General features: G+C 32.5%; 17 protein-coding genes and 1 pseudogene. 16 read left to right on the forward strand and 2 right to left on the reverse strand.

All coding sequences use genetic code 11. The annotated features are described in order from the left end of the window. Positions 1-7: 7 nt before the first annotated feature. The gene (locus HMPREF3247_RS06695; RefSeq protein WP_001566682.1) at positions 8-1,276 is read right to left on the reverse strand and encodes a BaiN/RdsA family NAD(P)/FAD-dependent oxidoreductase; all 1,269 of its coding nucleotides are present in this window, start codon (positions 1,274-1,276) and stop codon (positions 8-10) included. Between the two features lie 406 nt (positions 1,277-1,682). Between HMPREF3247_RS06695 and HMPREF3247_RS06700 the strand changes: the two genes are divergently transcribed. The 8 genes from HMPREF3247_RS06700 to HMPREF3247_RS06735 all read left to right on the forward strand — a co-directional run bounded on the left by HMPREF3247_RS06700 (position 1,683) and on the right by HMPREF3247_RS06735 (position 10,796). After that, a complete protein-coding gene (locus HMPREF3247_RS06700; RefSeq protein ID WP_070866211.1) occupies positions 1,683-3,344 on the forward strand; it encodes a putative polysaccharide biosynthesis protein in 1,662 nt (553 codons plus the stop codon). Further along, entirely contained in the window at positions 3,341-4,036 is a 696-nt protein-coding gene (locus HMPREF3247_RS06705; protein WP_070866212.1) for a pseudouridine synthase, read from the forward strand. Before HMPREF3247_RS06700 ends, HMPREF3247_RS06705 begins: the two co-directional genes overlap by 4 nt. 16 nt (positions 4,037-4,052) lie before the next feature. Next, entirely contained in the window at positions 4,053-4,475 is a 423-nt protein-coding gene (locus HMPREF3247_RS06710; RefSeq protein WP_001051856.1) for a YtxH domain-containing protein, read from the forward strand. Between the two features lie 746 nt (positions 4,476-5,221). Beyond that, on the forward strand, positions 5,222-6,631 hold the full coding sequence (sapep, locus tag HMPREF3247_RS06715) for an Mn(2+)-dependent dipeptidase Sapep (protein WP_000265417.1): 1,410 nt from the start codon (positions 5,222-5,224) through the stop codon (positions 6,629-6,631). A gap of 3 nt (positions 6,632-6,634) precedes the next feature. Further along, positions 6,635-7,483 (forward strand): D-amino-acid transaminase, encoded by an 849-nt coding sequence (gene dat / locus HMPREF3247_RS06720; RefSeq protein ID WP_000411085.1) that lies wholly within the window; start codon positions 6,635-6,637, stop codon positions 7,481-7,483. A 549-nt stretch (positions 7,484-8,032) separates the two neighbouring features. Then, positions 8,033-8,824 (forward strand): phosphotransferase family protein, encoded by a 792-nt coding sequence (locus HMPREF3247_RS06725; RefSeq protein WP_000434765.1) that lies wholly within the window; start codon positions 8,033-8,035, stop codon positions 8,822-8,824. A gap of 14 nt (positions 8,825-8,838) precedes the next feature. After that, positions 8,839-9,483 carry a tRNA (guanosine(46)-N7)-methyltransferase TrmB gene (trmB, locus tag HMPREF3247_RS06730; protein ID WP_001266157.1) on the forward strand — a complete coding sequence of 215 codons (645 nt, stop codon included), beginning with the start codon at positions 8,839-8,841 and terminating at the stop codon, positions 9,481-9,483. 470 nt (positions 9,484-9,953) lie between these two features. Continuing rightward, positions 9,954-10,796, forward strand: coding sequence for a YtnP family quorum-quenching lactonase (locus HMPREF3247_RS06735; RefSeq protein ID WP_001823213.1), 843 nt, complete (start codon positions 9,954-9,956; stop codon positions 10,794-10,796). Between the two features lie 124 nt (positions 10,797-10,920). Here the strand turns inward: HMPREF3247_RS06735 and HMPREF3247_RS06740 are convergent, their stop codons facing one another. Then, complete coding sequence (locus HMPREF3247_RS06740) at positions 10,921-11,232, reverse strand: PepSY domain-containing protein (RefSeq protein ID WP_000163829.1); 312 nt, start codon at positions 11,230-11,232, stop codon at positions 10,921-10,923. Between the two features lie 86 nt (positions 11,233-11,318). On the opposite strand from HMPREF3247_RS06740, the gene HMPREF3247_RS06745 reads away from it, so the two are divergent. From HMPREF3247_RS06745 to HMPREF3247_RS06780, 8 genes and pseudogenes are all read left to right on the forward strand, one after another. Continuing rightward, positions 11,319-12,395, forward strand: coding sequence for a M42 family metallopeptidase (locus HMPREF3247_RS06745; protein ID WP_001024576.1), 1,077 nt, complete (start codon positions 11,319-11,321; stop codon positions 12,393-12,395). Positions 12,396-12,459: 64 nt separating this feature from the next. Further along, positions 12,460-12,771 (forward strand): thioredoxin family protein, encoded by a 312-nt coding sequence (locus HMPREF3247_RS06750; protein ID WP_000811163.1) that lies wholly within the window; start codon positions 12,460-12,462, stop codon positions 12,769-12,771. Positions 12,772-12,870: 99 nt separating this feature from the next. Beyond that, entirely contained in the window at positions 12,871-13,728 is an 858-nt protein-coding gene (locus HMPREF3247_RS06755; RefSeq protein ID WP_001091387.1) for a DUF1444 domain-containing protein, read from the forward strand. A 28-nt stretch (positions 13,729-13,756) separates the two neighbouring features. Beyond that, the gene (gene ytpR / locus HMPREF3247_RS06760) at positions 13,757-14,353 is read left to right on the forward strand and encodes a YtpR family tRNA-binding protein (RefSeq protein WP_001048368.1); all 597 of its coding nucleotides are present in this window, start codon (positions 13,757-13,759) and stop codon (positions 14,351-14,353) included. A gap of 20 nt (positions 14,354-14,373) precedes the next feature. Beyond that, a complete protein-coding gene (locus HMPREF3247_RS06765; protein ID WP_000118326.1) occupies positions 14,374-18,198 on the forward strand; it encodes a DNA translocase FtsK in 3,825 nt (1,274 codons plus the stop codon). A 23-nt stretch (positions 18,199-18,221) separates the two neighbouring features. Continuing rightward, entirely contained in the window at positions 18,222-19,535 is a 1,314-nt protein-coding gene (gene murC / locus HMPREF3247_RS06770) for a UDP-N-acetylmuramate--L-alanine ligase (protein WP_000150169.1), read from the forward strand. A 73-nt stretch (positions 19,536-19,608) separates the two neighbouring features. Beyond that, positions 19,609-20,100: a DUF948 domain-containing protein gene (locus HMPREF3247_RS06775; RefSeq protein WP_000383814.1), complete on the forward strand. Its 492-nt coding sequence runs from the start codon at positions 19,609-19,611 to the stop codon at positions 20,098-20,100. Between the two features lie 73 nt (positions 20,101-20,173). Further along, positions 20,174-20,819, forward strand: a pseudogene (locus HMPREF3247_RS06780) (hypothetical protein); the annotation flags it as partial.

Raw genomic sequence — 20,819 nt, forward strand, 5'->3', positions numbered from 1 at the left:
TATACTATTATTCCATTGATGTATGTGAGTAATGACCGGCATATAATCCAGCGACATGTCCTGTTACGAGTGCACTTGTAATATTATAACCACCAGTATAACCATGTATATCTAATACTTCACCACATAAAAATAATCCCGGAACTAATTTAGACATCATTGTTTTAGGTTGAATTTCTTTAAGTGACACACCACCACCTGTGACAAATGCCTTATCTATAGGTAATGTCCCGTTCACCTTAAATACAAATCCTTTAAACATATTTACTAAGTCGTTCAATTGTTGATTTGATAAGTGATGTGATGTGGTATTTTCATCGATTCCAGCTTGTTCCAGCATGAACAGTAAGTAGCGCTCTTCAATTAGACCATGCAAACTGTTTTTAATGATTTTATCTGGTGTGTCCGATAATAATGATGTGATGTGTTGTTTTAATTGTTCATGGTTTAATTCAGGAAATGCATCGATTGCCATAGAAATGTGCTGTGTCTTTTGATTTTTTTGTTCTTTATAAACAAACTGACTACATCTTAATGCAGCTGGACCACTGATACCAAAATGAGTAAATAACATATCCATTTGATGACTGATGCGTTTTTTACCATTTTTCTTAAGTACTGACAATTCAACATCTTTTAAACTTAAACCTTTTAGACGATTGGATTTGATGAAAGGTTCAGCTGATGTAATTGGAACTTCGGTCGGGAATAACTCAGTAATGGTATGACCTAAATCTTTTGCGAACTTATAACCATCACCAGTTGAACCAGTTTGAGGGACACTTGTTCCACCTGTAGCAATCACTAGCGAATGGCTTTCATAACTATTATTTTGAGTATGTACAGTGAAAGTTTGGTCTGTATTAACTTCGATTCTACTAACAGCTTCTTCTTCTTTAATCGTTACATGTTGGCGTTCGATAGTTGTCACTAATGTATCAACCACGTCTTGTGCTTTGTTGGAAACTGGAAACATACGTCCGTGATCTTCTTCTTTTAATTTAACACCCCTAGACTCAAAAAAATCTATGATGGATTCATTATCAAAAATTGAAAAGGGACTATATAAAAATTTCCCATTTCCAGGAATGTTCTTAATAATTTCAGCATATGGTAATCGATTAGTTACGTTACATCTACCGCCACCAGATATTTTGAGTTTACGACCTAGACCTTTCTTTTTTTCAATGAGTAACACACTGCTACTTTGTTCGCTTGCAGCTACTGCCGCCATTAAGCCGCTAGGTCCGCCTCCGATAATAATTGTTTGATACATATACGCTTCCTCCAAATTTGTTACTGGACATTCAATTGCTATTTTATAGTACTTTTTTAAACTTTGCTATATCTCTTGTGTTATGAGATGACAATTATGTTGAATATATTTATAATGTGAACTTCATAAAAAATGAAGATGTATGTGTATGATAAGAATGATTTTTCTACTGTTATGCGATGTTCATCTCAAATAGTAGTATAATGTTTATATGAAATTTCGTAATATTCTAATCAAAATCGAGTATTCAATGACAATGCGTTGATAATTTTGTTATGATAATTCATTGAATATACGACAATGAAATAAAGTTTTGTGATATATTCATAATAATGAAAAATGATTTTACAGAGAAATAGCTTTGAGTTTACAAAACTTTAATAAACATGAGATAGGGAGATTCGTAATGAGTGAAAGTAAAGAAATGGTGCGTGGAACCTTTTTAATTACCATTAGTATATTAATTACCAAGGTATTGGGCGTACTTTTTATCATTCCATTCAACTATTTAATTGGTGGACAAGAAAATATGGCGCCGTTCACATACGCTTATGCACCATATAATATTGCAATTGCAGTTGCGACAGCAGGTGTACCTTTAGCAGCTTCGAAATATGTTGCGAAATATAATGCTATTGGGGCATATAAAGTCAGTCAGAAATTTTATAAATCGAGTTTTATTGTAATGAGTATTACCGGTGTTTTAGGTTTCTTGGTACTGTATTTCCTAGCACCTTATATTTCTGAATTAACATTAGCTAGAAACGTTCATGATAAAAACGGTTGGTCAGTCGATGATATTACTTGGATTATAAGAATCATTAGTATGGTTGTTATCTTTATTCCTGTATTAGCGACATGGAGAGGTATATTCCAAGGTTATAAATCTATGGGGCCAACAGCAGTGTCAGAAGTAACTGAGCAAATTGCACGCGTGATTTTCATATTAATCGGAAGTTATTTAGTACTAAATGTCTTTGATGGCTCTATTTTATTAGCCAATGGTATTGCTACTTTTGCAGCAGCAGTTGGTGCGATTATTGGTATATTCACACTCTGGTATTACTGGAGAAAGCGTAAGCATAATATTGATCGTATGGTCGAATCTGATTACACAGATATAGATGTGTCATATGGCAAGATGTATAAAGAAATTATTGCTTATAGTATACCGTGCGTTATTGTAAGTTTGAATTATCCATTATTTAACTTAGTAGATCAATTTACACATAACGGTGCTTTATCTTTAGTTGGTATACCTTCACAGTTACAAGATATATTCTTTAATATGCTAAATATGTCAACTAATAAAATTGTAATGATTCCGACATCATTAAGTGCTGGTTTTGCAGTGAGTTTAATTCCTTATATTACAAAAACATTTGCAGAAGGTCGCTTACATGAAATGCATCATCAAATTAGAACATCTATTGGTGTATTAATGTTTATAACTGTTCCAGCTAGTATTGGAATTATGGCCTTGGCACAACCATTATTCACAGTTTTCTATGGTTACGATCCAATTGTTTTAGGTCATGACCCTAACCATGATGGTAGTCGCTTATTATTCTATTATGCGCCTGTAGCAATACTAATTTCACTATTAAGTGTAACGGCATCAATGTTACAAGGTATAGATAAACAGAAATTAACAGTTTATGTTATTTTAGCTTCTGTAGTTATCAAGTTAGCGTTAAACTATCCATTAATTATGTTATTCCATACACCTGGTGCAATTTTAAGTACTAGTATCGCATTATTATTTGCAATTGGATGTAATTTCTATATTCTTAAAAAATATGCGAAGTTTAAATTCAGCTATAGTTGGATTCATTTTGCAAAAATATTCTTGTATTCATTTATTATGATGCTAGGTGTAGAATTAGTATTTTTCCTTGCAAATCTATTCTTAGAACCTACTAAACTTGGTTACTTAATCATTATTATTTTAGGTGTTACAGTAGGTATTCTAATTTACGGTACAATCACAATTAAAACGCGTCTTGCGGACGAATTCTTAGGTGAAATTCCTGAAAAATTAAGACGTAGAGTTAGGTTTTTACGATGAGAATAGATAAATTTTTAGCAAATATGGGCGTCGGTACACGTAATGAGGTCAAACAGTTACTTAAAAAAGGCCTTGTAAATGTCAACGAACAAGTAATTAAATCACCAAAAACACATATAGAACCAGAAAACGATAAGATAACAGTTCGTGGAGAATTAATAGAATACGTTGAAAATGTCTATATTATGTTAAATAAGCCAAAAGGTTATATATCGGCAACTGAAGATCATCATTCAAAAACCGTTATTGATTTAATACCTGAATACCAACATCTAAATATTTTTCCGGTTGGTCGTCTTGATAAAGATACAGAAGGGCTTTTATTGATAACGAATGATGGTGATTTTAATCATGAGTTAATGAGTCCAAAGAAACATGTTTCTAAAAAATATGAAGTTATTTCAGCAAATCCTATCACTGAAGACGACATTCAAGCTTTTAAAGAGGGTGTAACACTGTCTGATGGCAAGGTTAAGCCTGCAATATTAACTTATATTGATAATCAAACGTCACACGTAACAATTTATGAAGGAAAATATCATCAAGTTAAACGAATGTTTCATAGCATTCAAAATGAGGTATTACATTTAAGACGTATCAAAATTGCTGATTTAGAATTGGACAGCAATTTAGATTCAGGAGAATATCGTTTATTAACTGAAAATGATTTTGACAAATTAAATTATAAATAAAAGGGAGACGATTGATATGGCAAAAGGTAATTTATTTAAAGCGATTTTAGGTATAGGTGGCGCTGTAGCAGCTGTACTTGTTACACGTAAAGATAGTCGTGACAAGCTGAAAGCAGAATATAATAAATATAAACAAGATCCTCAAAGCTATAAAGATAATGCTAAGGATAAAGCGACGCAATTAGGAACAATTGCTAATGAAACAATTAAAGAAGTAAAAACAAATCCGAAAGAATATGCTAATAGATTAAAAAATAATCCAAAAGCATTTTTCGAAGAAGAAAAATCAAAATTTACCGAATATGACAATAAGACTGACGAAAGTATTGAAAAAGGTAAATTTGATGATGAAGGTGGCGCAGCACCAAATAATAATTTACGTATCGTCACTGAAGAAGATTTAAAAAAGAATAAAAATGCATTATCTGATAAAGAATAAGATGTGAGTAGGATAGAAATGATAAGGGAGTGGGACAGAAATCATATTTTCGCAAAATTTATTTCGTCGTCCCACCCCGGCAAGGTTGACTAGAATTGAAAAAAGCTTATTACAAGCGTATTTTCATTCAGTCAACTACTGCCAATATAATATTGTAAACTATAGGACATTTATTAGTGTTTCAGGTTCTTTATCGTTAGTCATAGCTAATATGCATATAGAAAGAAGAATACATGCGTGAAACTCATTCATAAGAAATACTAATATCTAAAGAAAACGTATTTCTTTATCTTTTCGAAATTCTCTGTGTTGGGGCCCTTACCCCAACTTGCACATTATTGAAAGCTGACTATTGGCCAGCTTCTGTGTTGGGGCCCCGCCAACTTGCACATTATTGAAAGCTGACTATTGGCCAGCTTCTATGTTGGGGCCCCGCCAACTTGCATTGTCTGTAGAATTTCTTTTCGAAATTCTCTATGTTGGGGCCCCGGGGCGCATTTTCGTTCGGTTAATTACTGTCAATATTAAATTGTGCGCCTAGTACATTGACTTATATCTCGAGCTCTTGAATATGTGTATTTTAAATATATAAATTAAAAAAGGAACAAAGCAGCTATTTATGATTTGTGTCATATCGATAGCATCGTTTTGTTCCTTTTTATTATTTTCTGACATCTTATTGTAGTTTTTATATCATTTCATGTAAAATAGAATTTAACTTATAGAAAAAAGGAAGTCGATTTCGAATGTGGAAAGAAAAAGTTCAACAATACGAAGATCAAATCATTAATGACTTAAAAGGATTATTAGCAATTGAAAGTGTGAGAGATGATGCAAAAGCATCAGAAGACGCACCAGTTGGTCCAGGTCCTCGTAAGGCATTAGACTACATGTATGAAATTGCACATAGAGATGGATTTACAACACATGATGTGGATCATATTGCAGGAAGAATTGAGGCAGGTAAAGGAAATGACGTATTAGGTATCTTATGTCATGTTGACGTTGTTCCTGCTGGTGATGGATGGGATAGTAATCCGTTCGAGCCGGTTGTAACAGAAGATGCTATCATAGCTAGAGGTACACTTGATGACAAAGGTCCAACAATTGCTGCTTATTATGCAATTAAGATACTAGAAGATATGAATGTGGATTGGAAGAAACGTATTCATATGATTATTGGTACGGATGAAGAATCTGATTGGAAATGTACGGATCGCTATTTTAAAACAGAAGAAATGCCAACATTAGGTTTTGCACCAGATGCGGAATTTCCATGTATTCATGGTGAAAAAGGCATTACAACATTTGATTTAGTTCAAAATAAACTTACTGAAGATCAAGATGAACCTGATTATGAATTAATAACTTTTAAATCTGGTGAACGTTACAACATGGTACCTGATCATGCAGAAGCAAGAGTGCTTGTTAAAGAAAATATGACAGATGTTATTCAAGACTTTGAGTACTTTTTAGAACAAAATCATTTACAAGGTGATAGTACTGTTGATAGTGGCATTCTAGTTTTAACAGTTGAAGGTAAAGCGGTTCATGGTATGGATCCATCTATCGGTGTGAATGCGGGTCTTTACTTACTAAAATTCTTAGCATCATTAAATCTTGATAATAATGCACAAGCGTTTGTAGCATTTAGTAATCGCTACTTATTTAATTCAGATTTTGGTGAAAAGATGGGAATGAAATTCCATACAGATGTCATGGGTGACGTGACAACTAACATTGGTGTTATTACATATGATAATGAAAACGCAGGTCTTTTCGGTATCAACTTACGCTACCCAGAAGGATTTGAATTTGAAAAAGCTATGGATCGTTTTGCAAATGAGATTCAACAATATGGCTTTGAAGTGAAATTAGGTAAAGTCCAACCACCACATTATGTTGATAAAAATGATCCTTTTGTACAAAAGTTAGTTACTGCATATAGAAATCAAACAAATGATATGACTGAACCTTATACTATAGGTGGCGGTACTTATGCGAGAAACTTAGACAAGGGTGTAGCATTTGGCGCAATGTTTAGTGATTCTGAAGATTTAATGCATCAGAAAAATGAATATATCACTAAAAAACAGTTATTTAACGCAACTAGTATTTACTTAGAAGCAATTTATTCATTATGCGTGGAGGAATAATATATGGAAAAAATTTTTTTAAATGGTGAGTTTGTAAGTCCAAGTGAAGCAAAGGTTTCATACAACGACAGAGGATACGTATTTGGCGATGGTATTTATGAATACATTCGAGTATATAATGGTAAGTTATTTACAGTAACAGAACATTATGAAAGATTTTTACGTAGTGCCAATGAGATTGGTTTAGATTTAAATTATTCTGTAGAAGAATTAATTGAACTATCTCGTAAATTAGTTGATATGAATCAAATTGAAACTGGGGCAATTTATATTCAAGCAACGCGTGGTGTAGCTGAAAGGAATCATAGCTTCCCGACACCTGAAGTAGAACCAGCAATTGTTGCTTATACAAAGAGTTATGATCGTCCTTATGATCATTTAGAAAATGGTGTGAATGGTGTTACCGTTGAAGATATCCGATGGTTACGTTGCGACATTAAAAGCTTGAACTTATTAGGAAATGTATTAGCAAAAGAATATGCTGTGAAATATAATGCAGTTGAAGCAATTCAACATCGAGGTGAAACTGTAACTGAAGGATCTTCAAGTAATGCTTATGCAATTAAAGACGGTGTGATTTATACACATCCGATTAACAACTATATTCTTAATGGTATTACACGAATTGTAATTAAAAAAATTGCCGAAGACTATAACATCCCATTTAAAGAAGAAACGTTTACTGTAGATTTCTTGAAAAACGCAGATGAAGTTATTGTTTCAAGTACTTCAGCTGAGGTTACACCTGTTATTAAATTAGATGGTGAACCAGTTAATGATGGTAAAGTTGGCCCAATTACACGTCAACTACAAGAAGGATTTGAAAAGTATATAGAGTCACACAGTATTTAAAATTCTTTCATCATATTTTTAGATTAAATTACTTAAATTTATCAACTTTCGTAAGTGAATTATGTTATAATTTAAAACGAAGCTTAAAAGTGTTGTTTAGAAAACACATATTAGTAAAAAGTGCCATTTTGTTTCTCATTTTCAGTTGAAATATAATGATAAAAATTATAAAATTTTCTATGAGTTACAAATATGATGTGCATCATATTTTACTAAGTACGTAAATGTTACAGTTCATAAATTTATGCTAACCATGAAAATGGGATAGCAATTATTTTGAAAACTAGAGTTTATCGCCTACAGAGATTCAAAAACATGTAGTTTTAGACACGGTAACATTATATGTCATGTAAGCGACTTTAGAATGTATGGTGTCAATGACAGACATATTGATTTAATTTAAGTTGTTTAATGTAGGCATTAGTTTAGGATTTACAATAATTATCTGGACATAATATTTGTACCAGTATGGTGTTATAAATTAGAATATATGGCTCTTGAAAAACCTATTTCTAGAGCCATTTTCTAATTGAAAGTGAGGTGGACGAGTTGGAGCAGTTTTATCAATTAGGGTGGACACTTGATTCAGCAGGTGGTGCATCTGGTGAAGCATATATGGCTGAACAAGATGGACAAAAGTTGTTTTTAAAACGAAATTCAAATCCATTTATTGCGGCATTATCAGCAGAAGGTATTGTGCCCAAATTAGTATGGACGAAACGCATAGAAACAGGCGAGGTTGTTACAGCACAACATTGGAAAAATGGGCGTGAACTATCTTCAAACGAAATGAAGCAAACAAGAGTTGCACATTTATTAAAGAAGATACACAATTCTAGACCTTTATTAAGTATGTTAAAGCGTATGGAAATGGAACCTATTACTCCTGAGATTATGCTTAATAAAATTAATGCCTCTTTATCAAGAGAAGTTTTAACACATCATATTGTGAGAAAATCATTAACCTATTTAGAAGAGCATATACCGAGTTTAGATTCGCGTTTCTTCACTGTTGTACATGGTGATGTGAATCATAATAATTGGTTATTATCCGATCGAGATGAACTATTTTTAGTCGATTGGGAAGGTGCAATGATTGCAGACCCGGCAATTGATATCGGAATGCTGCTTTACAACTATGTTCCACAACAACAATGGTCTGAATGGCTTGAAACATATGGTGTTCAAGAGAGCTTGAATTTAAATAAACGTATGAAATGGTATACGGTAATTCAATCTATAGGTCTTGTTCAATGGTATGAAGAGCAAAAAAGATATAAGGATATGAACACTTGGCTTAAATTCCTAAATGAAGTTATGAATAGTAACATGTTTATTTAAGAGGAGAATAAAATATGAGAGTTCGATACAAACCATGGGCTGAAGATTATTTAAAAGATCATCCTGAATTGGTTGACATGGACGGTCAACATGCAGGGAAAATGACTGAATGGTTTGATAAAACGCAACCGATACACATTGAAATTGGTTCGGGTATGGGGCAGTTTATTACAACATTAGCTGCTCAAAATCCTCATATTAACTATATTTCAATGGAACGTGAGAAAAGTATCGTTTATAAAGTATTGGATAAAGTTAAAGAGATGGGTTTAACAAATTTAAAGATTATTTGTAATGACGCCATTGAATTAAATGAATATTTTAAAGACGGCGAAGTTTCGCGTATTTATTTGAACTTTTCAGATCCATGGCCAAAAAATCGTCATGCAAAACGACGTTTAACGTATCATACGTTTTTAGCGTTGTATCAACAAATCTTAAATGATGAAGGAGATTTACATTTTAAAACTGATAACAGAGGACTATTTGCCTACAGTTTAGAAAGTATGTCTCAATTTGGAATGTATTTTACAAAAATAAATCTAAATTTACATCAAGAAGACGATGGCAGTAATATTTTAACAGAATATGAAAAGAAATTTTCGGATAAAGGGTCACGTATTTATCGTATGGAAGCGAAATTCCATTCACAAAAATAGAGCACTTATGAGGGTATGTACACATACAATCATAAGTGTTTTTTCGTACTATAATGGTTATATAGATAAAGGTTCTATAATAAATCGGACTGATGGAAAAAAGTATTTTACTTTTCATCTGTCCGATTTTTTGATTTTGAATATAAAAAAAGCGCAATTATCTCTATAATTAAAAGTGACTAAACAAATAACTAAAGGAGATAATGCGCCTATGAATAATGTTACACTAAATACCTTTGATTTAAAAGAATACAGCTTGCATTTTACTTGTAAATTTTAATTATTAATTTAAAATTACAGGCCGATGGTTATGATGCATTTACATATAATATGATTGCATTAATCTTTATAAGTAGTTAGAAGTGTATTAGTGTGGGGCGTTTCGTTTTTGTTCGCATTTATGAATAGTGATATGATGTAATAAACACATGCTAATTGTAATAACGAATACAGAAAGAATAGGTGATGTTGTGAAAATCGGGGATATATCTATTCATTATCTAAATGGCGGCAATACAAAAATGGATGGCGGTGCAATGTTTGGTGTTGTTCCGAAGCCGTTGTGGTCAAAGCAATACAATGCAAATGAACGAAATCAAATCAATTTACCGACACATCCAATTTTGATTCAAACGGCTCAATATAATTTGATTATAGATGCGGGTATTGGTAATGGTAAATTATCTGAAAAGCAATTACGTAATTTTGGAGTAGATGAAGAAAGTCATATTATTACTGATTTGGCAAATTATAATTTAACGCCAAAGGATATTGATTATGTGCTAATGACACATATGCATTTTGATCATGCTGCCGGTTTGACTGATCAAGCGGGACATGCAATTTTTGAAAATGCGATTCATGTTGTGCAACAAGATGAGTGGCATGAGTTTATTGCACCTAATATAAGAAGTAAATCAACTTACTGGGATAAGAATAAAGGCGATTATAGTAACAAGTTGATTTTATTCGAAAAACATTTTGAACCGGTTCCGGGTATCAAGATGCAACATAGTGGAGGTCATAGCTTTGGCCACACGATTATTACGATTGAAAGTCAAGGAGATAAAGCAGTTCATATGGGTGATATATTCCCAACTACTGCACATAAAAATCCTCTATGGGTAACGGCATATGATGATTATCCTATGCAATCGATTCGTGAAAAAGAACGCATGATACCATATTTTATTCAGCAACAATATTGGTTCTTGTTTTATCATGATGAAAACTACTTTGCTGTAAAATACAGCGATGATGGTGAAAACATAGATGCATATATTTTACGTGAAACATTAGTTGATAATAACTAAAATAAAGATGTATTACTAAACAAATTTTCAAAAATAAAAAATTGAGCCACATCCAATCTTACTAATTAGGGTGTGGCTCATTTTTAAGTTTTACGATCCAAATCAAATATGGATAAAATTCGTATTAACGCTCTACAATGTTAATGACTTCACCAGTATATGCATCTGCATAAAAATCATAATGAATATTTTGACCATTTTTAATAGTTGTAATTCCACCTTGATAAACTAAACGGTATTTATCAGTTTCAGGATGAACGAATGGTTCATAAACGATATATGAGCCTTTGACATTCATAAAATATGATTTTACTTCATTAAGTACTTTAACGGGATTATAGCGTTTACGATTAATATATTGGATGATTGAAATGGTAGAAATAATTACAATGGCTACTGCAATTATTGTTGGAATTATATATTTCAGTTTAGTCATCATTTATGCTCCCTTGATTTCAAATTCATATCATTAGTTTACCATATTGAAGATGATATAATAACTTATAAGGAGTGAGAACTTTTATGAACATAAATAAAAAAGTAACATTACAACGAATTCAAACTTTAACTGAGCTTCATGGGGCACCAGGTTTTGAAGAAGAAGTAAAAAATTATATGACTCAGCAAATGGCGCCGTACGTAGATGAATTTATTGAAAATCGTATGGGTGGATTTTTTGGTGTGAAAAAATCTAAAAATCCAAATGCAAAACGTGTAATGATTGCAGCACATATGGATGAAATCGGATTTATGATTACAAATATCACTAAAAATGGAATGATTCAATTCACAAATTTAGGTGGTGTTGCAAATGATATTTGGCAAGGACAACGCTTAGTAATTAAAAATAGAAATGGCGATAAAATTATCGGTGTTGTTTCTAATATACCTAAACATTTTCGTACTGGTAGTGAAGGCGCACCGGAAATTAAAGATTTAACATTAGATATAGGTGCTCAAAATGAAGATGAGGTGCGTGAGCGCGGAATAGATATAGGAGATACAATTGTACCTCACACGCCATTCACACAGTTATCTGAACATCGATATAGTGCTAAAGCATGGGATAATCGTTATGGTTGTGTCTTGGCAATTGAAATACTAGAATTATTAAAAGATATAGAATTAGATGTAGACTTGTATGTTGGCGCAAATGTTCAAGAAGAGGTTGGATTACGAGGTGCGAAAGCATCTGCAGAGATGATAGACCCAGACGTTGCATTTGTAGTTGATTGTTCACCTGCCAATGACGTTAAAGGAAACCAACCATTATCTGGTGAACTTGGTAAAGGGACGTTAATTCGCATAAAAGACGGTACAATGATTTTAAAGCCTGTATTTAGAGACTATTTATTAAAGTTAGTAGAAGCACATGACATTGAACATCAATACTATATGTCACCAGGTGGAACAGATGGTGGAGAAATTCATAAAGCTAATATTGGTATTCCGACTGCAGTTATTGGTGTATGTGCACGATATATTCATAGTACAGACTCAGTATTTGATATAAGAGACTATTTTGCAGCTAGATCTTTACTTTCAGAAGCCATTTGTAATTTAGATAATAATCAAATAGAAACATTACAATATAAATAATCGGGTAATAACAACTATTATCTCTAAATAGTTATATATAATCATTAATTAAGGAGACATAAAAATGAAACAACTTGAATCAGAACAACAATTTGAATCTTTAAAACAAGGTGCTACAGTATTTGAATTCACTGCAGGCTGGTGTCCAGATTGTAGAGTGATAGAACCAGATTTACCGGAATTAGAAGCGAGATATCCTATGTTTGACTTCGTATCAGTAGACCGTGATAAATTTATGGATATTTGTATTGAAAATGGTATTATGGGTATTCCAAGTTTTCTAGTATATAAAAATGGAGAACTGCTTGGAAGTTATATTGGAAAAGAACGAAAATCAATTGAACAGATAGATGCATTTTTAGCTCAATACGTGTAATTTAGACTAGAGAAAAACGGGGTAATACTCGTTTTTCTCTGTTACTATGTGTTGATTTATTGTAAACTATTATAAGGTGCGAAATTAGGAGTGTTACATATGAATACCTTTCAAATGAGAGATAAATTAAAGGAACGTTTAAGCCATTTAGACGTTGATTTTAAATTTAATCGTGAAGAAGAAACTTTGCGTATTTATCGAACAGATAATAACAAAGGTATCACGATTAAACTTAACGCTATAGTCGCAAAATATGAAGATAAAAAAGAAAAAATTGTAGATGAAATTGTTTATTACGTTGATGAAGCTATTGCACAAATGGCAGATAAAACCCTTGAGAGTATATCATCTAGTCAAATTATGCCTGTCATTAGAGCGACTAGCTTTGATAAAAAAACTAAACAAGGTGTTCCTTTTATCTATGATGAGCATACTGCAGAAACAGCAGTTTATTATGCAGTCGATTTAGGGAAATCATATCGTCTAATTGACGAAAGCATGTTAGAGGATTTGAAGTTAACTGAACAACAAATAAGAGAAATGTCTCTGTTTAATGTTAGAAAATTGTCAAATTCATATACGACTGATGAAGTAAAAGGTAATATTTTTTATTTTATTAACTCAAATGACGGGTATGATGCAAGTAGGATACTAAATACTGCATTTTTAAATGAAATTGAGGCACAATGTCAAGGCGAAATGCTCGTAGCAGTGCCACACCAAGATGTGTTAATTATTGCAGATATACGCAATAAAACAGGATATGATGTGATGGCACATTTAACAATGGAATTTTTCACTAAAGGTCTAGTTCCAATTACATCATTATCCTTTGGATATAAACAGGGTCATCTTGAACCAATATTTATTTTAGGTAAAAATAATAAACAAAAAAGAGATCCAAACGTGATTCAGCGTTTAGAAGCAAATCGTCGTAAATTTAATAAAGATAAATAGAAATAATTGGATAAGGAGTTTTGTCATAATGAATTTATTTTACAATCCTAAATATGTAGGAGATGTCGCATTTTTACAAATTGAACCAGTTGAAGGTGAATTAAACTACAATAAAAAAGGTAATGTTGTTGAAATTACTAATGAAGGTAATGTTGTAGGTTATAATATTTTTGAAATTTCAAAAGATATAACAATTGAAGAAAAAGGTCATATTAAATTAACTGATGAACTTGTAAATGTATTCCAAAAGCGTATTTCAGAAGCTGGTTTTGATTATAAATTAAATGCTGATCTATCACCGAAATTTGTAGTTGGCTACGTTGAAACTAAAGACAAACATCCTGATGCAGATAAATTAAGTGTACTAAATGTAAACGTTGGAAATGACACATTACAAATTGTATGTGGCGCGCCTAACGTTGAAGCTGGACAGAAAGTTGTTGTTGCTAAAGTAGGTGCAGTGATGCCTAGCGGTATGGTAATTAAAGATGCTGAATTACGTGGTGTTGCCTCAAGCGGTATGATTTGTTCAATGAAAGAATTGAATTTACCTAATGCACCTGAAGAAAAAGGTATTATGGTATTAAATGACAGCTATGAAATTGGACAAGCATTTTTTGAATAATTAAGGAAGGTAGTGAAAATATGAGCTGGTTTGATAAATTATTCGGCGAAGATAATGATTCAAATGATGACTTGATTCATAGAAAGAAAAAAAGACGTCAAGAATCACAAAATATAGATAACGATCATGACTCATTACTGCCTCAAAATAATGATATTTATAGTCGTCCGAGGGGAAAATTCCGTTTTCCTATGAGCGTAGCTTATGAAAATGAAAATGTTGAACAATCTGCAGGTACTATTTCAGATGAAAAAGAACAATACCATCGAGACTATCGCAAACAAAGCCACGATTCTCGTTCACAAAAACGACATCGCCGTAGAAGAAATCAAACAACTGAAGAACAAAATTATAGTGAACAACGTGGGAATTCTAAAATATCACAGCAAAGTATAAAATATAAAGATCATTCACATTACCATACGAATAAGCCAGGTACATATGTTTCTGCAATTAATGGTATTGAGAAGGAAACGCACAAGTCAAAAACACATAATATGTATTCTAATAATACAAATCATCGTGCTAAAGATTCAACTCCAGATTATCACAAAGAAAGTTTCAAGACTTCAGAGGTACCGTCAGCTATTTTTGGCACAATGAAACCTAAAAAGTTAGAAAATGGTCGTATCCCTGTAAGTAAACCTTCAGAAAAAGTTGAGTCAGATAAACAAAAATATGATAAATATGTAGCTAAGACGCAAACGTCTCAAAATAAACAATTAGAACAAGAAAAACAAAATGATAGTGTTGTCATACAAGGAACTGCATCTAAATCATCTGATGAAAATGTATCATCAACAACAAAATCAATGCCTAATTATTCAAAAGTTGATAATACTATCAAAATTGAAAATATTTATGCTTCACAAATTGTTGAAGAAATTAGACGTGAACGAGAACGTAAAGTGCTTCAAAAGCGTCGATTTAAAAAAGCGTTGCAACAAAAGCGTGAAGAACATAAAAACGAAGAGCAAGATGCAATACAACGTGCAATTGATGAAATGTATGCTAAACAAGCGGAACGCTATGTTGGTGATAGTTCATTAAATGATGATAGTGACTTAACAGATAATAGTACAGATGCTAGTCAGCTTCATACAAATGGCATAGAGAATGAAACTGTATCAAATGATGAAAATAAACAAGCGTCAATACAAAATGAAGACACTAATGACACTCATGTAGATGAAAGTCCATACAATTATGAGGAAGTTAGTTTGAATCAAGTATCGACAACAAAACAATTGTCAGATGATGAAGTTACGGTTTCGAATGTAACGTCTCAACATCAATCAGCACTACAACATAACGTTGAAGTAAATGATAAAGATGAACTAAAAAATCAATCCAGATTAATTGCTGATTCAGAAGAAGATGGAGCAACGAATAAAGAAGAATATTCAGGAAGTCAAATCGATGATGCAGAATTTTATGAATTAAATGATACAGAAGTAGAAGAGGATACTACTTCAAATATCGAAGATAATACCAATAGAAACGCGTCTGAAATGCATGTAGACGCTCCTAAAACGCAAGAGCACGTAGTAACTGAATCTCAAGTTAATAATATCGATAAAACGGTTGATAATGAAATTGAATTAGCACCGCGTCATAAAAAAGATGACCAAACAAACTTAAGTGTCAACTCATTGAAAACGAATGATGTGAATGATGGTCATGTTGTGGAAGATTCAAGCATGAATGAAATAGAAAAGCATAACGCAGAAATTACAGAAAATGTGGAAAACGAAGCAGCTGAAAGTGAACAAAATGTCGAAGAGAAAACTATTGAAAACGTAAATCCAAAGAAACAGACTGAAAAGGTTTCAACTTTAAGTAAAAGACCATTTAATGTTGTCATGACGCCATCTGATAAAAAGCGTATGATGGATCGTAAAAAGCATTCAAAAGTCAATGTGCCTGAATTAAAGCCTGTACAAAGTAAGCAAGCTGTGAGTGAAAGAATGCCTGCGAGTCAAGCCACACCATCATCAAGCACTGATTCACAAGAGTCAAATACAAATGCATATAAAACAAATAATATGACATCAAACAATGTTGAGAACAATCAACTTATTGGTCATGCAGAAACAGAAAATGATTATCAAAATGCACAACAATATTCAGAGCAGAAACCTTCTGTTGATTCAACTCAAACGGAAATATTTGAAGAAAGTCAAGATGATAATCAATTGGAAAATGAGCAAGTTGATCAATCAACTTCGTCTTCAGTTTCAGAAGTAAGCGACATAACTGAAGAAAGCGAAGAAACAACACATCCAAACAATACTAGTGGACAACAAGATAATGATGATCAACAAAAAGATTTACAGTCATCATTTTCAAATCAAAATGAAGATACAGCTAATGAAAATAGACCTCGGACGAACCAACAAGATGTTGCAACAAATCAAGCTGTACAAACATCTAAGCCGATGATTCGTAAAGGCCCAAATATTAAATTGCCAAGTGTTTCATTACTAGAAGAACCACAAGTTATTGAGCCGGACGTGGACTGGATTACAGATAAAAAGAAAGAACTGAATGACGCATTATTTTACTTTAATGTACCTGCAGAAGTACAAGATGTAACTGAAGGTCCAAGTGTTACAAGATTTGAATTATCAGTTGAAAAAGGTGTTAAAGTTTCAAGAATTACGGCATTACAAGATGACATTAAAATGGCATTGGCAGCGAAAGATATTCGTATAGAAGCGCCAATTCCAGGAACTAGTCGTGTTGGTATTGAAGTTCCGAACCAAAATCCAACGACGGTCAACTTACGTTCTATTATTGAATCTCCAAGTTTTAAAAATGCTGAATCTAAATTAACAGTTGCGATGGGGTATAGAATTAATAATGAACCATTACTTATGGATATTGCTAAAACGCCACACGCACTAATTGCAGGTGCAACTGGATCAGGGAAATCAGTTTGTATCAATAGTATTTTGATGTCTTTACTATATAAAAATCACCCTGAGGAATTAAGATTATTACTTATCGATCCAAAAATGGTTGAATTAGCTCCTTATAATGGTTTGCCACATTTAGTTGCACCGGTAATTACAGATGTCAAAGCAGCTACACAGAGTTTAAAATGGGCCGTAGAAGAAATGGAACGACGTTATAAGTTATTTGCACATTACCATGTACGTAATATAACAGCATTTAACAAAAAAGCACCATATGATGAAAGAATGCCAAAAATTGTCATTGTAATTGATGAGTTGGCTGATTTAATGATGATGGCTCCGCAAGAAGTTGAGCAGTCTATTGCTAGAATTGCTCAAAAAGCGAGAGCATGTGGTATTCATATGTTAGTAGCTACGCAAAGACCATCTGTCAATGTAATTACAGGTTTAATTAAAGCCAACATACCAACAAGAATTGCATTTATGGTATCATCAAGTGTAGATTCGAGAACGATATTAGACAGTGGTGGAGCAGAACGCTTGTTAGGATATGGCGATATGTTATATCTTGGTAGCGGTATGAATAAACCGATTAGAGTTCAAGGTACATTTGTTTCTGATGACGAAATTGATGATGTTGTTGATTTTATCAAACAACAAAGAGAACCGGACTATCTATTTGAAGAAAAAGAATTGTTGAAAAAAACACAAACACAATCACAAGATGAATTATTTGATGATGTTTGTGCATTTATGGTTAATGAAGGACATATTTCAACATCATTAATCCAAAGACATTTCCAAATTGGCTATAATAGAGCAGCAAGAATTATCGATCAATTAGAGCAACTCGGTTATGTTTCGAGTGCTAATGGTTCAAAACCAAGGGATGTTTATGTTACGGAAGCAGATTTAAATAAAGAATAATTATGAGTAAGGAGTTTTATATAATGACACACTATCATTTTGTCGGAATTAAAGGTTCTGGCATGAGTTCATTAGCACAAATCATGCATGATTTAGGACATGAAGTTCAAGGATCGGATATTGAGAACTACGTATTTACAGAAGTTGCTCTTAGAAATAAGGGGATAAAAATATTACCATTTGATGCTAATAACATAAAAGAAGATATGGTAGTTATACAAGGTAATGCATTCGCGAGTAGCCATGAAGAAATAGTACGTGCACATCAATTGAAATTAGATGTTGTAAGTTATAATGATTTTTTAGGACAGATTATTGATCAATATACTTCAGTAGCTGTAACTGGTGCACATGGTAAAACTTCTACAACAGGTTTATTATCACATGTTATGAATGGTGATAAAAAAACTTCATTTTTAATTGGTGATGGCACAGGTATGGGATTGCCTGAAAGTGATTATTTCGCTTTTGAGGCATGTGAATATAGACGTCACTTTTTAAGTTATAAACCTGATTACGCAATTATGACAAATATTGATTTCGATCATCCTGATTATTTTAAAGATATTAATGATGTTTTTGATGCATTCCAAGAAATGGCACATAATGTTAAAAAAGGTATTATTGCTTGGGGTGATGATGAACATCTACGTAAAATTGAAGCAGATGTTCCAATTTATTACTATGGATTTAAAGATTCGGATGACATTTATGCTCAAAATATTCAAATTACGGATAAAGGTACTGCTTTTGATGTGTATGTGGATGGTGAGTTTTATGATCACTTCCTGTCTCCACAATATGGTGACCATACAGTTTTAAATGCATTAGCTGTAATTGCGATTAGTTATTTAGAGAAGCTAGATGTTACAAATATTAAAGAAGCATTAGAAACGTTTGGTGGTGTTAAACGTCGTTTCAATGAAACTACAATTGCAAATCAAGTTATTGTAGATGATTATGCACACCATCCAAGAGAAATTAGTGCTACAATTGAAACAGCACGAAAGAAATATCCGCATAAAGAAGTTGTTGCAGTATTTCAACCACACACTTTCTCTAGAACACAAGCATTTTTAAATGAATTTGCAGAAAGTTTAAGTAAAGCAGATCGTGTATTCTTATGTGAAATTTTTGGATCAATTAGAGAAAATACTGGCGCATTAACGATACAAGATTTAATTGATAAAATTGAAGGTGCATCGTTAATTAATGAAGATTCTATTAATGTATTAGAACAATTTGATAATGCTGTTGTTTTATTTATGGGTGCAGGTGATATTCAAAAATTACAAAATGCATATTTAGATAAATTAGGCATGAAAAATGCGTTTTAATATGTTTATAATAGAGTAGTATGGGTATTTATTATTAATGACATTATTACATGTTAATTAGGAGGCGTTTTTAATGGATTGGATTTTACCAATTGCTGGAATTATCGCTGCGATTGCATTCTTAATTTTATGTATCGGTATCGTAGCTGTATTAAATTCTGTTAAGAAAAACTTAGATTATGTTGCAAAAACACTTGACGGTGTAGAAGGTCAAGTTCAAGGTATTACTCGTGAAACAACAGATTTACTTCATAAAGTAAACCGTTTAACTGAGGATATCCAAGGTAAAGTAGATCGTTTAAACTCAGTTGTAGATGCTGTTAAAGGTATCGGTGACTCAGTACAAACGTTAAACAGCTCTGTAGATCGTGTAACAAATTCAATTACACATAATATTTCTCAAAATGAAGATAAAATCTCACAAGTTGTTCAATGGTCAAATGTTGCAATGGAAATTGCAGACAAATGGCAAAATAGACACTACCGTCGTGGAAGTGCAAATTACAAAGCTAATAATGTAGCAACTGATGCAAATCATAGCTATACATCTCGAGTAGATAAATAATTAATAATTAAACAAATGCACTTAAATGAGGTTGTTACTTATTTAAGTGCATTTGTTATAGGAGGATACACAAATGACGCAACAACAAAATAATAAAAGAACATTAAAAAATAAACACACTTATCAAAATGAACCATTACCCAACCGTAAAGATTTTGTTGTTAGTTTTATAACTGGCGCGCTTGTTGGTTCAGCTTTAGGTTTGTATTTTAAAAATAAAGTTTATCAAAAAGCAGATGATTTAAAAGTCAAAGAACAAGAACTGTCGCAAAAATTTGAAGAAAGAAAAACGCAACTTGAAGAAACGGTTGCCTTTACAAAAGAACGTGTTGAAGGATTTTTAAACAAATCTAAAAATGAGCAAGCAGCATTAAAAGCACAACAAGCAGCAATAAAAGAAGAAGCAAGTGCAAATAATTTAAGTGATACATCACAAGAGGCACAAGAGATTCAAGAAGCTAAAAAAGAAGCACAAGCAGAAACGGATAAAAGTGCAGAAGTATCAAATGAAGAGTCAAAAGCATCGGCATTAAAAGTACAACAAGCAGCAATAAAAGAAGAAGCAAGTGCAAATAATTTAAGTGATACATCACAAGAGGCACAAGAGATTCAAGAAGCTAAAAAAGAAGCACAAGCAGAAACAGATAAAAGTGCAGCTGTATCAAATGAAGAACCAAAAGCAGTGGCATTAAAAGCACAACAAGCAGCAATAAAAGAAG

The organism is Staphylococcus sp. HMSC36A10, assembly GCF_001838845.1.
GTDB lineage: Bacteria > Bacillota > Bacilli > Staphylococcales > Staphylococcaceae > Staphylococcus > Staphylococcus aureus.

What these genes read in the sequence shown, in the direction of transcription:
- HMPREF3247_RS06695 (WP_001566682.1), bottom strand. Translation starts at nt 1,276, where the DNA reads ATGTATCAAACAATTATTATCGGAGGCGGACCTAGCGGCTTAATGGCG.
- HMPREF3247_RS06700 (WP_070866211.1), top strand. Translation starts at nt 1,683, where the DNA reads ATGAGTGAAAGTAAAGAAATGGTGCGTGGAACCTTTTTAATTACCATT.
- HMPREF3247_RS06705 (WP_070866212.1), top strand. Translation starts at nt 3,341, where the DNA reads ATGAGAATAGATAAATTTTTAGCAAATATGGGCGTCGGTACACGTAAT.
- HMPREF3247_RS06710 (WP_001051856.1), top strand. Translation starts at nt 4,053, where the DNA reads ATGGCAAAAGGTAATTTATTTAAAGCGATTTTAGGTATAGGTGGCGCT.
- sapep (WP_000265417.1), top strand. Translation starts at nt 5,222, where the DNA reads ATGTGGAAAGAAAAAGTTCAACAATACGAAGATCAAATCATTAATGAC.
- dat (WP_000411085.1), top strand. Translation starts at nt 6,635, where the DNA reads ATGGAAAAAATTTTTTTAAATGGTGAGTTTGTAAGTCCAAGTGAAGCA.
- trmB (WP_001266157.1), top strand. Translation starts at nt 8,839, where the DNA reads ATGAGAGTTCGATACAAACCATGGGCTGAAGATTATTTAAAAGATCAT.
- HMPREF3247_RS06740 (WP_000163829.1), bottom strand. Translation starts at nt 11,232, where the DNA reads ATGACTAAACTGAAATATATAATTCCAACAATAATTGCAGTAGCCATT.
- HMPREF3247_RS06745 (WP_001024576.1), top strand. Translation starts at nt 11,319, where the DNA reads ATGAACATAAATAAAAAAGTAACATTACAACGAATTCAAACTTTAACT.
- HMPREF3247_RS06750 (WP_000811163.1), top strand. Translation starts at nt 12,460, where the DNA reads ATGAAACAACTTGAATCAGAACAACAATTTGAATCTTTAAAACAAGGT.
- HMPREF3247_RS06755 (WP_001091387.1), top strand. Translation starts at nt 12,871, where the DNA reads ATGAATACCTTTCAAATGAGAGATAAATTAAAGGAACGTTTAAGCCAT.
- ytpR (WP_001048368.1), top strand. Translation starts at nt 13,757, where the DNA reads ATGAATTTATTTTACAATCCTAAATATGTAGGAGATGTCGCATTTTTA.
- HMPREF3247_RS06765 (WP_000118326.1), top strand. Translation starts at nt 14,374, where the DNA reads ATGAGCTGGTTTGATAAATTATTCGGCGAAGATAATGATTCAAATGAT.
- murC (WP_000150169.1), top strand. Translation starts at nt 18,222, where the DNA reads ATGACACACTATCATTTTGTCGGAATTAAAGGTTCTGGCATGAGTTCA.
- HMPREF3247_RS06775 (WP_000383814.1), top strand. Translation starts at nt 19,609, where the DNA reads ATGGATTGGATTTTACCAATTGCTGGAATTATCGCTGCGATTGCATTC.